11 protein-coding genes and 1 riboswitch are annotated in these 13,070 nt (G+C 72.0%); of the genes, 9 read left to right on the plus strand and 2 right to left on the minus strand.

Annotation, left to right across the window (positions count from 1 at the left end; genetic code table 11):
• Positions 1 to 26: 26 nt before the first annotated feature.
• Complete coding sequence (locus AC4BDD_RS17965) at positions 27 to 1,538, plus strand: protein kinase domain-containing protein (protein ID WP_490691827.1); 1,512 nt, start codon at positions 27 to 29, stop codon at positions 1,536 to 1,538.
• A gap of 196 nt (positions 1,539 to 1,734) precedes the next feature.
• The gene (locus AC4BDD_RS17970; protein WP_490686461.1) at positions 1,735 to 2,352 is read left to right on the plus strand and encodes a SurA N-terminal domain-containing protein; all 618 of its coding nucleotides are present in this window, start codon (positions 1,735 to 1,737) and stop codon (positions 2,350 to 2,352) included.
• 22 nt (positions 2,353 to 2,374) lie between these two features.
• On the opposite strand, the gene AC4BDD_RS17975 is transcribed toward AC4BDD_RS17970, so the two are convergent.
• Together AC4BDD_RS17975 and AC4BDD_RS17980 are read right to left on the minus strand one after the other, a co-directional pair.
• Positions 2,375 to 3,055, minus strand: coding sequence for a GntR family transcriptional regulator (locus tag AC4BDD_RS17975; protein WP_490686462.1), 681 nt, complete (start codon positions 3,053 to 3,055; stop codon positions 2,375 to 2,377).
• Positions 3,056 to 3,288: 233 nt separating this feature from the next.
• Entirely contained in the window at positions 3,289 to 5,178 is a 1,890-nt protein-coding gene (locus tag AC4BDD_RS17980; RefSeq protein WP_490686463.1) for a collagenase, read from the minus strand.
• 306 nt (positions 5,179 to 5,484) lie between these two features.
• Here AC4BDD_RS17980 and AC4BDD_RS17985 point away from each other — a divergent pair, with 306 nt between their 5' ends.
• From AC4BDD_RS17985 to AC4BDD_RS18015, 7 genes are all read left to right on the plus strand, one after another.
• Positions 5,485 to 6,468 carry a nucleoside triphosphate pyrophosphohydrolase gene (locus tag AC4BDD_RS17985; RefSeq protein ID WP_490686464.1) on the plus strand — a complete coding sequence of 328 codons (984 nt, stop codon included), beginning with the start codon at positions 5,485 to 5,487 and terminating at the stop codon, positions 6,466 to 6,468.
• A 90-nt stretch (positions 6,469 to 6,558) separates the two neighbouring features.
• Complete coding sequence (locus AC4BDD_RS17990; RefSeq protein WP_490686465.1) at positions 6,559 to 6,972, plus strand: DUF6479 family protein; 414 nt, start codon at positions 6,559 to 6,561, stop codon at positions 6,970 to 6,972.
• A 127-nt stretch (positions 6,973 to 7,099) separates the two neighbouring features.
• Positions 7,100 to 8,491: a cytochrome P450 family protein gene (locus tag AC4BDD_RS17995; protein ID WP_490686466.1), complete on the plus strand. Its 1,392-nt coding sequence runs from the start codon at positions 7,100 to 7,102 to the stop codon at positions 8,489 to 8,491.
• 201 nt (positions 8,492 to 8,692) lie between these two features.
• Positions 8,693 to 9,694, plus strand: a complete 1,002-nt coding sequence (locus AC4BDD_RS18000) for a transglycosylase family protein (protein WP_490686467.1) — start codon at positions 8,693 to 8,695, stop codon at positions 9,692 to 9,694.
• Positions 9,695 to 9,917: 223 nt separating this feature from the next.
• Positions 9,918 to 10,075, plus strand: a riboswitch (cyclic di-AMP (ydaO/yuaA leader).
• Between the two features lie 7 nt (positions 10,076 to 10,082).
• Positions 10,083 to 10,790 (plus strand): transglycosylase family protein, encoded by a 708-nt coding sequence (locus AC4BDD_RS18005; protein ID WP_490686468.1) that lies wholly within the window; start codon positions 10,083 to 10,085, stop codon positions 10,788 to 10,790.
• Positions 10,791 to 11,003: 213 nt separating this feature from the next.
• Positions 11,004 to 12,284 (plus strand): phosphopyruvate hydratase, encoded by a 1,281-nt coding sequence (gene eno, locus AC4BDD_RS18010; protein WP_490691828.1) that lies wholly within the window; start codon positions 11,004 to 11,006, stop codon positions 12,282 to 12,284.
• Positions 12,285 to 12,493: 209 nt separating this feature from the next.
• Positions 12,494 to 12,964 carry an FtsB family cell division protein gene (locus tag AC4BDD_RS18015; protein WP_490686469.1) on the plus strand — a complete coding sequence of 157 codons (471 nt, stop codon included), beginning with the start codon at positions 12,494 to 12,496 and terminating at the stop codon, positions 12,962 to 12,964.
• The last annotated feature ends 106 nt before the right edge of the window (positions 12,965 to 13,070 follow it).

A 13,070-nucleotide genomic window follows, 5' to 3' on the forward strand; every position in this document is an offset into this window, starting at 1 on the left:
TGGCCACCCTGATCGGGCAGGGCGGCATGGGCCAGGTGTGGACCGCGTACGACCGGCGGCTGGACCGCCGGGTCGCGGTCAAGCTGCTGCGCCCCGACCGGATGGCCGGCCCGTCGGCCGACGGCACCCAGGACGCCGCCGAAGAACTCCGCCGCCGCTTCGTCCGCGAATGCCGGGTCACCGCCCAGGTCGACCACCGCGGGCTGGTGACCGTCCATGACGCGGGCAGCGACGGCGACGACCTGTACCTGGTGATGAGCCTGGTCCAGGGCGCGGACCTCGCCGACCACCTCGCCGAACACGACCCGTACCCCTGGCAGTGGGCGGTCTGCGTGGCCGCGCAGCTGTGCGCGGTGCTCTCCGCGGTGCACGCGGTGCCGATCGTGCACCGCGACCTCAAGCCCCGGAACGTCATGGTCCGGCCGGACGGCACGGTGACCGTCCTCGACCTCGGCGTGGCCGCGGTGCTGGACACCGACACCACCCGGCTCACCCACACCGGCTCGCCCATCGGCAGCCCCGCCTACATGGCGCCCGAGCAGGCGATGGGCGGCGCCGTCGGCCCGTACACCGATCTGTACGCGCTCGGTGTGCTGCTGCACGAACTCCTCGTCGGCACCGTCCCCTTCGCCGGGTCCACCGCGCTCGGCGTGCTCCACCGCCACCTCTACGAGCCGCCGGTGCCGGTGCGGCAGGTCCGGCCGGAGATCCCCGAACCCCTCGAAGCGCTGGTGCTGCGGCTGCTCGCCAAGGACCCGCTCCACCGGCCCGCCGACGCCCAGGAGGTCTACCAGGCGCTGGCGCCGCTGCTGCCCTCACCCGGCATGGCCTCCGCCCTTCCCGGGAACGCCGCGGCCCCGGCCGGCCCGATGGACCCCACCCGCCCCTTCCTGCGGCCGCACGCCCCCTGGCCGGACCGGCCGGCGGTACCCGTGGCCCCGCCGGCCGCGGTGCCCGCGGCCGGGCCGGCCGGGCGGCCCGACCTCGCCGCCGCCGTCGACGAGGTCAGGCAGCTGCTGGACCTGGGCCGGATCACCCAGGCCGTGGACCTGCTCGGCGGCGTGCTGCCGACCGCCGCCGCCCAGCACGGCGAGCACTCCGCGGTCGTCCGGTCGCTGCGCAAGCAGTACGCGGCGACCCTGATGGACGACGGGCAGTACCGCCGGGCCCTGCCCGAGCTGCGCCGGCTCGCCGACCAGTACGCCACCGAGTCCGGCCCGGACGCCACTCGCCAGTCGCTGCGCTTCCGCTACGAGGCCGCCCAGTGCCTGGAACAGCTCGGCGAGGCCGCCGACGCGCTGGTGGAGTACCGCACCCTGCTGCCGTACTTCGAGCAGTACGCGGCGACCGACCCGGGCGAACCGCTGGAGATCCGCCGCCGCATCGGGCAGTTGCTGCTCTCCCTCGGCGACCGCCCCGCCGCCCACGACACGCTCGCCCGGCTGCTGTACGACGCGGAGCGGGTGCACGGCCCGCACCACCCGTTCCCGGCCGAGATCCGCCGCACACTGCACTGGCTGGGTCAGGTCCGGGGCTGACCGCTACCCACCCACTTGTGAATCGTTGGTCCCGGCAGTAGCTACCGGCGCTCCGACTCCATACCATCGATCAACGTCAGTCGTTCCATCGCTCAGCTGGTCGCCAGCCCGCCCGTCACCCGACCGCCACCACCGCTCAACCAGGGCTTCGCCCGCCGCTGTTGTCTGGACCATTTCCAAGCCGGGAGGCTCAACGATGATCCGCCGTCGCACCGCGCTCACCGTCTCCGCCGCCTCCGCGCTGCTGCTCGGGACGCCGCTGCTCACCGCCTGCGGCAGCGACGCGCATCCGGGCGCGGCGGCGGTGGTGGACGGGAATCGCATCACCGTCGCCCAGCTCCAGGCGACGGTGAAGGACGTGCGGGAGGCGCAGCAGGACTCCCCGCAGGCCAAGGAGTTGGTGGCCGGTTCCGGTCGGCTGAGCAAGGACACCCTGGTGCGGCTGATCCAGGACCGGGTGATCGAGCGGACGAGCGAGGACCACGGCATCCGGGTCACCCGGCGCGACGTCCAGGAGGCGCGCCGGAAGACCGAGGCGCGGGAGGGCGGAGCCCGGATGCTCCGCGCCCTCTACCTCCAGCAGGGCATCGCGCCCAGCCAGATCGACCAGCAGGTCCGGATGGACCTGCTCCGCGCCAAACTGCTGCAGAAGCTGGGCCCGGAGCGAGCCAACGCGGCGTTCGCGAGCACCTCCAAGGCGCTGCACATCGACGTCAACCCGCGCTACGGGAAGTGGGACGACACCCAGGGCACCGCCACCCTCGCCCAGGAGCCGTGGCTGAAGACCGCGGAGATCGGCCGGCCGCAGGCATAGCCCACCCGCGAGCCGCAGCCGATCAGCCCGGCTGCGGCTCGCTCGGCGCGGCCCACAGCGCGCGAACCTGGTCCAGGTGGCGGCGCATGCACTGCTCCGCCGCCTCCGCGTCCCCGGAGACCATCAGGTCCAGCAGTTCCAGGTGCTCCTTGGCGGACGCGATCAGTCCGCCGCTCTCGTCCAGCCGGGCGAGCCCGAACTGCCGGGAGCGCTTGCGCAGCTGGTCGACGACCTCCACCAGCCGCTCGTTCCCGGCGAGGCCGAGCAGCCGCAGATGGAACCGCCGGTCCGCGTCCAGATAGCCGACGAGGTCATGGCGGGCCGCGGCGGCCACGATCTCCTCGGCGAGCGGCCGCGCCGACTCCAGCTCCTCGGCGGAGGCGGTGCGGGTGACCTGGCCGATGACCGGCACCTCGATCAGCTCCCGCAGCTCGACGCACTCGTCCATGTCGCGTGCGGAGACCTCGGTGATCCGGAAGCCCTTGTTGCGGACCGGCTCCACCAGGCCCTCCCGGGCCAGGGTGAGCATCGCGTCCCGCACCGGGGTCGCGGAGACGCCGAGCCCGGCGGCCAGGGCCGGGGCGGAGTGCACGGTGCCGGGTTGGAGTTCGCCGGAGCCGATGGCCGCGCGCAGTGCGTCGGCCACCTGGTCGCGCAGTCGCTCGTGGACCACGATGAGATTGCGTCGCCGCCGGTCGGTCACGAACCGCCCGCCTTTCTGGATCGCCCGGGACACTCCCGTACCGCCCAGTGTAATTTCACACCGCACCCATTCCGGCCGGGCCGCGCGGAGGATCGCGCCACCGCACCCTGCCCGTACCGCTGCCGCCACGCCGCCCAGGCCGCGCGGAACACCGCGCCGCCCCCGGTCCGGGTGGGGCCAGGACCGGGGGCGGCGCTGTCAGGGGGAGTGCGTGCGGGGGCGAGCGGGGCCGGTCAGGCGGCCGCGCAGCCTCCCTCGGCGCACTCGGTCAGCCACTGGTCGAACTCCCCGTCATAGGCGGAGCCGATGGATCCGCTCAGGTAGGACCGGGCGGTCTCCCAGTCACCGCTGCGGTAGTAGCCGAGCACGGTGTCCACCTCGGAGCGGTGCTTCTCCAGCATGAAGCGGACCGCGAGGTAGCCCCACTGGTAGGTCCGCGTGGTGTTGGTGTTCTCGTAGGTGGTGTCCCACAGCTGGCTGAGCCGGTAGCTGTGCTTGCCCGCCTCCTCGATCGCCTTGTCGTAGTCCTCCTCGCGGTAGGAGTACGACACGTACTCGGCGAAGCCCTCGATCCACCAGACCGTCGGCGTGGTGGTCCCCGCCGTGAAGTCGCCGTGCATGTCGAACCGGCCGTCGAGGTAGTGGGTGTACTCGTGGTTGAGGTTCCAGATGGCGAACTTCGGCCGCAGCCACTCCGCCTCGTAGGCGATGAACCGGGGCTGGTTGCCCGCCGCGGCCGGGTCGCCCTCGAGGTACATGCCGCCGTTGTTGGTGTCGATGCCGTAGATGATCCCGGCGTACGTCTGGTAGTCGGTGCTGGAGTTGAAGGCGATCACCTCGATGGTCTCGTTGTGATCGTCGGCCACCGGACCGTTGTCCCGGACGATGTTGTGGAAGAAGGCGTTCTGTCCCTGCAGGCTGCGGCAGGTGTCGGACAGCTGGGTGCTGTTGACCTCCTGGGCGCGGATGGTGATGCCGCCGCCGCAGTCGTGCCGGACCGGCAGGACCTTCTTGATCAGCCGGTTCCGCAGGTCGCAGGTGCCGTAGTACGAGCAGTTGGCCTTGTCGTACTCCTGGGTCATCTCGGCCACGCCGACCCACAGCGGGGCGGTGCGCCCGGTGATGCGGCTGCGGTCGAGCAGGTGCTTGGCCAGCGGCTTGACCGAGCTGCGCAGCGTGTCGTGGCGGAGGAAGCGGGCCAGCTCACGTCCGGCGTTGGAGGTGAGGTAGCTCTGCTTGCCGCCCAGCAGGTCGAGGTGGTCGATGGCGAAGCGGCGCAGCGTGGTGAGGACGGACGGGTCGCGCTCCACCGCGGTGACGAACTCGGGCACCTGGTGGCCGCGGAAGAGCACGGTGTAGACGTTGTTGACCGCGCTCAGCATCCACCAGGAGTTGTCGTAGCTGCTGTTGTAGCCCTTCAGCATCCGCTTGACGATCGGCAGGTAGCGGGCGTTCTCCGCCGAGCTGTCGATGAGGGTGACGGCCTCGGCGAGCGTCTCGCCGTTGGCGTCGCTGACGTCCTGCGAGTGCGGGGCGGCGAAGAAGGCGTCCAGACCGCCCTGGATGGCCTTGCGCAGGTTGGGCCCGTACTGGCCGACGTCATCGGGGTGGTTCCACTGGACGTAGTACCCGGCCCGCAGGAAGAGCACGATCTGCGGCATGCTCGTGGAGGAGTTCCCGGGGTAGTTCGCGGAGCCGGCGCGCAGCGCGTCCGCGACCGTGACCATCTGCTCCTCGCGGAACGCCCCCCGAGCGTCGGCGCCGGTGACGCTGAAGAGGGTGTTCACGCACTCCGTGGTGGCGCCCTTGATCTTCTCGACCAGGGCGCTGCCGGTGTTGTTGGTGAAGTCGCTGATCCGGCACTCCGCCGCGCCGAGCCCGGACCCCAGCCGCATCGAGGGCCGCTTGCGCGGGCTGGGCTTGTCCCGCCGGTCGTAGTCGACGCGCAGCGCGTCCTTGGCGAACGTGGTCAGCGGCGGCCGGTCGGCCGCCCGCCGCGCCTGCTCGTCCACGTGGTCGGCGTGCTCGGCGGTGGGGGCGGTCGCCAGCTGGGCCTGCGGGCTGGTCCCGACGCGGGGGGTGGGCGGAGCGGACGGGGGGGTCGCGTGCCCCGGGGCGGCCATGAGCCCGCCTCCGATGGTGAGCGCTATCGCGAGGGCCGCGAGTGGCCCTGAGCGTCTGCGTGCCAAAGGCATTCGCATGTTTGCTCTCCCGTGGGGGGTGAGTGAGTGAGAAACGAACAAGGAAACGCGGACGCGGCGCCGCATCCGTGTGCAATGTAAAATTTCACACGTCACACTTCGCATGGGAAGAGGTGTGCAACGGGAAATTCGAACAAGCTGCTTGCGGGGGTGGGCGCTTGCAGGTGCGCGGCATTGGTGAGGTCCCCTCGCCGTCACCCGTACGGCGGGCTGCGCTACGTTCGAAGCGTGAACGCTCCCCGCCTCAGCGGCCCCGGCCGCCTGGTCCTGCTCACCACCAGCCACCGCGTCGCCCCCGGGCTGCTGTCCTGGCCCGCCTGGCAGGCGCTCCGCGGCGCCGATCGCGTGCTCTGCGCCGATCTCGACCATCCGCAGCTGCCGTATCTGCGGGAGGCGGGCGTCGACGTCGAGCGGGCCGAGCCGGAGGCCCGCGAGCTGGTCGACTACTGCACCGACGGCGGGCGGATGGTTGTCGTGATCACCTCCGCCGAGGGGGAGTCGGCGCTCACCGACGGTCTGGCCCGGCTGGCCGGGTCGGGGCGCCGGCAGATGCCCGACCTGGAGCTGCTGCCCGGCTCCTACGACCTGCCCGGCGCCCGGCTGATCGACCTCGTCCAGGTGATGGACCGGATTCGGGGCGAGTGCCCGTGGAGCGGCTCCCGGACCAACGAGGAGCTGGTGAAGTACGGCATCGAGGAGGCGTACGAGCTCGTCGAGGCCATCGAGGAGGGGGACCGCGAGGCGCTCCTGGAGGAGCTCGGCGACGTGCTGCTCCAGGTCGTCTTCCACTCGCGGATCGCGCAGGACGACGCGGACGCGCCGTTCTCGATCGACGATGTGGCCGGCGGCATCGTCGACAAGCTCATCCACCGCCATCCGCACGTCTTCGGCGAGGAGACCGCCGAGACGGCCGAGGAGGTCAAGGCGCACTGGCTGCGCACCAAGGCCGAGGAGAAGCGGCGCAACTCGGTCACCGAGGGCATCCCGCTCGGGCAGCCCGCCCTGGCGCTCACCGCGAAACTCGCCTCCCGGGCCCGTACCGCCGGGCTCGAGGTGTCCCTGCCCGAGGGGGAGGGGCTCGGTTACGAGCTGCTGGCGCTGGCGGTGCGCGCGGAGGCGGCGGGCGTCGAGCCGGAGACCGCGTTGCGCGCGGCGGCCCGCACCTACCGGGACGCGATCCGCGCGGCCGAGAGCGAGAACCCGGCGGGCTGACCAAGAGGCGGCACTCCACCCCATTCGGTGGCGTCTATTCCTTCTGTCCGATCTGTCGCATTACCCACGCCAAAGGGGTATGACATAGGTATGGGTATGAACGACAGCGTCTCGCTCGCCGTCCGGGACCACCTGGTGGGTATCGGACCGCTGGTCGCGGGGGTCGGCATCACCATCATCCTGATCCTGGCCGTCGTGCTGGGGATCAGGGTCATGATGAGGGAGAACCCGCGCCCGCAGGGGCCCCAGCCACGCGCCGGCGCCTGGGAGACCGAGCAGGAGCACGAGAGCGGTCACCCGACGTCGCCCGACCACGGCCCGGGGCACCAGGACTCGCATCCGACCCCCACACGGACGCAGCGCCGCAAACCGATGGAGGTCCCCCAGGACGGCGAGCGGCACATGCCGTACGAATTCGGCAATTTCGGCAGCGAGGAGTGGGATACCGACGAGCCGCCGCCGAAGTGGACCCCCGGACACAGCGGCTCCTTCGGCAACGGCTGAGCACGGCTGAGCACGGCGGTTCGCGGCTGATCGGAAGCGGTGACGGATCCTGCCGGAGGTCTCCGTGAAGGACTCCGGCGCGGATCCGTCGCCGCGGCGTGCGCGAGGCCCGCGATACGGTCGGGAGGTGTTCGACCAGCCCGCCGCCGACCAGCCCGCTCGCCCCTCGCGCGCCGATTCCGGCCCGCCTGCCTCCGGCCCGTCCGCCGCCGACTCCGGCCCGCCTGCCGCCGACTCCGGGCCGCCCGCCTGCCCTCGGCGCGGCGCCGCCGACCAGCCCGCGCCGGAGCTGTTCACCTGGGAGTTCGCCACCGACCCCTACCCCGCCTACGCCTGGCTGCGGGAGCACGCTCCGGTGCACCGCGCCGAGCTGCCCAGCGGGGTGGACGCCTGGCTGGTCACCCGGTACGCCGACGCCCGGCAGGCCCTCGCCGACGGCCGGCTGTCGAAGAACCCCCTCCACCACAGCGAGAACGCGCACGGCAAGGGCAAGGTGGGCATCCCGGGGGAGCGCAGCGCGGGCCTGATGACGCACCTGCTCAACATCGACCCGCCGGACCACACCCGGCTGCGGCGGCTGGTGTCGAAGGCGTTCACCCCGCGCCGGGTGGCCCAGTTCGCGCCCCGGGTGCAGGAGCTCACCGACCGGCTCATCGACGGCTTCGCCGAGCGCGGCGAAGCCGACCTCATCCATGAGTTCGCCTTCCCGCTGCCCATCTACGCCATCTGCGACATGCTCGGCGTCCCGCCCGAGGACCAGGACGACTTCCGCGACTGGGCCGGCATGATGATCCGACACGGAGGGGGTCCCAGGGGCGGCGTCGCCCGGTCGGTCAAGAAGATGCGGGCCTACCTGGCCGAGCTGATCCACCGCAAGCGCGAGTCCCTGCGCGAGGACGGGGCCGACGACCTGATCTCCGGGCTGATCCGGGCCAGCGACCACGGCGAGCACCTGACCGAGAACGAGGCCGCCGCCATGGCCTTCATCCTGCTCTTCGCCGGTTTCGAGACCACCGTCAACCTCATCGGCAACGGCACCTACGCGCTGCTGCGCCATCCGGAGCAGGGGGCGCGGTTCCAGCGGGCCGTCGCCGAGGACGACACCGCGCTGCTCGGGTCCGCCGTGGAGGAGCTGCTGCGCTACGACGGTCCGGTGGAGATGGCCACCTGGCGTTTCGCCACCGAGCCGGTCACCCTCGGCGGGCAGCGCATCGCCGCCGGCGACCCGGTGCTCGTGGTGCTCGCCGCCGCCGACCGCGACCCCGAACGTTTCCTCCACCCCGACGCGCTCGACCTGACGCGCCGTGACAATCAGCATCTCGGCTACGGCCACGGCATCCACTACTGCCTGGGCGCCCCGCTGGCCCGGCTGGAGGCCCAGACCGCCCTCGCCACCCTGCTGCGCCGCCTCCCTGACCTGCGACTCGCGGCAGATTCGGATGATTTGCGATGGCGCGGCGGGCTCATCATGCGCGGACTGCGTTCGCTGCCCGTGGAGTTCACGCCCGAAAGAACCTGACGGTCAGACAGATGCGTTGGTGACGCTCTGTCAGGCTGTGATCTTCGCGTGACCCCCGCTACATCGACTTGTGACTCACCGGCGGCCCGATTATGTTCATCCGACAACTCAGCCGCCACACGAGAGGCAGACCGCATGCGCTCCGGGAACGGTAGACACCGCCGACCCCGTCAGGCTCCGGCCATCGTCGTCGCCGCGGGGGTGACCGGAGCGAGCATCGCGATGCCGCTGCTCGCGGCCACCGGCGCCCACGCCGCCGACAGCGAGACCTGGGACCGCGTCGCGGAATGCGAGAGCGGGGGGATGTGGAGCGCCGACACCGGCAACGGCTTCTACGGCGGTCTGCAGTTGACCCTCGACATGTGGAAGGACTACGGCGGCACCGCCTACGCCCCGCGCCCGGACCTGGCCAGCCGTTCCCAGCAGATCACCGTCGCCGAGAACATGCTCGCCGACACCGGGCCCGAGGGCTGGCCGCGCTGCGCGCTGAACGCCGGGCTGACCGAGGACGGCCAGGCACCCGATGTGAACCCCGGCAGGACCGAGTCCCCGGCGCCCGAGCCGAGCGAGAAGCCCACCGACGGGCCGACCGGCACGCCCGACGACGACAGCTCCGGATCCTCCAAGTCCCGCGACGGGGCGGACGGATCCCGCGACTCCGACGACTCCGCTGACTCCGATGACGCCCGCAAGCCCGGGGACGACGAGCGGAACACCCCGTCCTCCGGCTCCGATGCCAAGCCCGGCAAGGACGGCGACGGCTCCGGCGAGGACGGCGCGAAGCCGGACCCGGACCCGTCCGGCGACAAGGGCGGCGAGCACGGCGAGCCCGGCAAGGGCGACGAGGACGGCAAGACCGGCGACTCCGGCCACGGCACGGACCAGGACCAGGGCAAGGGCGAGCACTCCACCCCGGCTCCCGGCAGCGGCAAGCACCGGGGCCCGTCCGACGACCGGACCGAGAAGGACGGCGACCGGCCCGCCGGACGGCACGCCTCGCGCGGCGAGGGTCGCCAGACCCCGGTGGAGCACGGCCCGGCCGACTACACCGTGCGCCCCGGTGACAACCTGTCAGCCATCGCCGAGGAGCATGAGGTCGCCGGCGGCTGGCCCGCCCTCTACGAAGCCAACGAGAGCGTCATCGGAGACGACCCGGACCTGATCCTGCCCGGCCAGGAGCTCGTCCTGGACGGCGAAAAGTGAGACATGAGTCTCTTCGCACCGCGGGGCGTGTCTGGCATGTCCGGCCTGAGTGGATCACGTCTGACCTGCACGGATAGCTATTCCTTGAGCGCAAACACGGCTGAGTCTCCGTAACTGTCGGGGTTTGAGCTCTCCGGGCGGCTGTGCTTACGGTCGTGACCGCTCGCCACCGCGGGCACCGCCGACCGGCACGCCGAGTCCTGCCACCGGCCGGGGGGTTGTCGACGCGCAAGCGCCGAAGGCAGGAGCGGGGGACCCAGGATTTGCGCCGGTCCGACCGGCTAGGGGTGAAGCCGGGTGCTTGAGAAAAAAGCACCCGGCCGGGCCAGCTCACACGCCCGAACCCGACAGCTCACCTCGTAGGCGTCGGTGAGGAAACGAACCAACCATGCTCAAGTCCAAGGGCAAGCATCGTCGTCCGTCCAAGGCCGCTCGGATCGCCACCCTCGCCGGTGTCACCGGCGCCGCGATCGCCGCTCCGCTGATGGCCGCCACCGGCGCCTCCGCCGCGACCACCGACCAGTGGGACCAGGTCGCCCAGTGCGAGTCCGGCGGCAACTGGTCGATCAACACCGGCAACGGTTACTACGGCGGCCTGCAGTTCTCGGCCTCGACCTGGGCCGCGTACGGCGGTACCGCGTTCGCCCCGACCGCCGACAAGGCCACCAAGGACCAGCAGATCCAGATAGCCCAGAAGGTCCTGGCCAGCCAGGGCAAGGGCGCCTGGCCGCATTGCGGGGTCAACCTGACCCAGGGCGGCTCCCCGGCCCCGCAGACCCAGCCGCAGCAGCAGAGCAAGCCGCAGGCGCAGCCGAAGCCGCAGGCCCAGCCGCAGCAGCAGCAGAGCAAGCCGCAGGCCCAGCCCGCGCCGCAGCCGCGCGCCGAGCGCGCCGAGTCCGCGCCGGCCAACCGGTCCGAGCACCGCACCGTGCGCCAGGGCGACGGCGAGTACACCGTCAAGGCGGGCGACACCCTCTCCACCATCGCCGCCGCACAGCACGTCCAGGGCGGCTGGCAGCAGCTGTACAAGCTGAACGACGACATCGTCGACGACGCCGATCTGATCTACCCCGGTCAGCACCTCGACCTGCGCTGACCTGCTCCGCACATCTCCGGACGGGCCGGCCGCGACCCTATGCGGCTCCGCCGCGTGGCCGGCCCGTCCGGAGGCCGGGGCCCGGGGCCCGCGGCGGAGCCCCGGCGCGGCAAGCCGCGCCCGCCGTCTCGTTCGGCGGGCGCAGCGCGAGCGCAGCCCGCTTCGCCGGTTAGGCTCATGCTGCAGACGCAGACCCACACGAAGGAGATCCTCGTGCCGTCCATCGACGTCGTCGTAGCTCGCGAGATCCTCGACTCGCGAGGCAACCCCACGGTCGAGGTCGAGGTCGGCCTCGACGACGGCAGCACTGGCCGTGCTGCCGTGCCGTCCGGCGCCTCGACCGGCGCTTTCGAGGCGCTTGAGCTGCGTGACGGGGACAAGAACCGCTACCTCGGCAAGGGCGTCGAGAAGGCCGTCCTCGCCGTGATCGAGCAGATCGGCCCGGAGCTGGTCGGCTACGACGCCACCGAGCAGCGGCTGATCGACCAGGCGATGTTCGACCTGGACGCCACCCCGGACAAGTCCTCGCTCGGCGCCAACGCCATCCTCGGCGTCTCGCTCGCCGTCGCGCACGCCGCCTCCGAGGCCAGCGACCTCCCGCTCTTCCGGTACCTGGGCGGCCCCAACGCCCACCTGCTGCCGGTCCCGATGATGAACATCCTCAACGGCGGCTCGCACGCCGACTCCAACGTGGACATCCAGGAGTTCATGATCGCGCCGGTCGGCGCGGAGTCCTTCTCCGAGGCCCTGCGCTGGGGCACCGAGGTCTACCACACCCTCAAGGCCGTGCTGAAGGCCAAGGGCCTGTCCACCGGCCTGGGCGACGAGGGCGGCTTCGCCCCGAACCTCGGCTCCAACCGCGAGGCCCTGGACCTGATCCTGGAGGCCATCAAGCAGGCCGGCTACACCCCCGGCCAGGACATCGCGCTCGCGCTGGACGTCGCCGCCTCCGAGTTCTACAAGGACGGCTCGTACAACTTCGAGGGCCAGTCCCGCACCGCCGCCGAGATGACCGAGTACTACGCCGAGCTCGTCGCGGCCTACCCGCTGGTCTCCATCGAGGACCCGCTCTTCGAGGACGACTGGGACGGCTGGAAGACCATCACCGCCAAGCTCGGCGACAAGGTCCAGCTGGTCGGCGACGACCTGTTCGTCACCAACCCGGAGCGCCTGGGCCGCGGCATCGAGGAGGGCGCCGCGAACGCCCTGCTGGTGAAGGTGAACCAGATCGGCTCGCTGACCGAGACCCTCGACGCCGTCGAGCTGGCCCAGCGCAGCGGCTTCAAGTGCATGATGTCGCACCGCTCCGGCGAGACCGAGGACGTCACCATCGCCGACCTGGCCGTCGCCACCAACTGCGGCCAGATCAAGACCGGCGCCCCGGCCCGCTCCGAGCGCGTCGCCAAGTACAACCAGCTGCTGCGCATCGAGGAGATCCTCGACGACGCCGCGGTGTACGCCGGCCGCTCCGCCTTCCCGCGGTTCAAGGGCTGAACACCCCGGTCCAAGGGCTGAACGCCCGGCACGCGCGAAGAGCCGGCAGGCACGGCAGGGGCTGACCGGCCCCGGCTGACCGCCCGTCGTCCGTCCGTCCCCGCACCCGGTCCCGTACCGTGGGCGGGGACGGACGCGCGTGGCGCGGCCGGTCGGGCTTTGACGCACCAGGCGACGCATCGGGCGCCACGCAGGCAGGGGAGGCGGACATGGGCGCGGACCGGGCACGGTTCTCCACCGCGACCAGGCTCAAGGCGCTCGGCGAGCACGCCGCCGCCCGCGTCTACCGGGCGCGCGGCCGGCGCAACCGCCTCACCGGCCGGGCGGCGCTGCTCGCGCTCGTGCTGTGCTCGCTGGTCGTCGCCCTCGCCTACCCGATACGGCAGTACGTCTCCCAGCGCGCGGACATCGCCGAGCAGCGGCGGCTGGCCGAACAGGAGCGCCGGGAAGCCGACCGGCTGCGCGACCAGAAGGCCCGGCTGAAGGACCCCGCGTACATCGAGCGGCTGGCGCGCGAGCAGCTGCACTATGTGCGGCCGGGCGAGACCGGCTTCAACATGGTGGGCCAGGGCCCAGGCGCCGACCGCGCCGACGGCCGCAGGGCCGCCGACCAGCCCTGGTACCGCAATCTGCTGGACGGCCTGGAGGCGGCGGACACAGCTCCGCGACCGCGGCGCTGACCCACGCCCCCGCGTCCCGCGCGCGGGCGTGCCGACGCTCCGCCCGGCCGTCCTGCCCTCCCCGCCTCTCCGCATCCGCACCGCATCCGCACCGCATCCGCTTCCG

The sequence above is a fragment of the Streptomyces sp. JLBT605 genome, assembly GCF_058215555.1.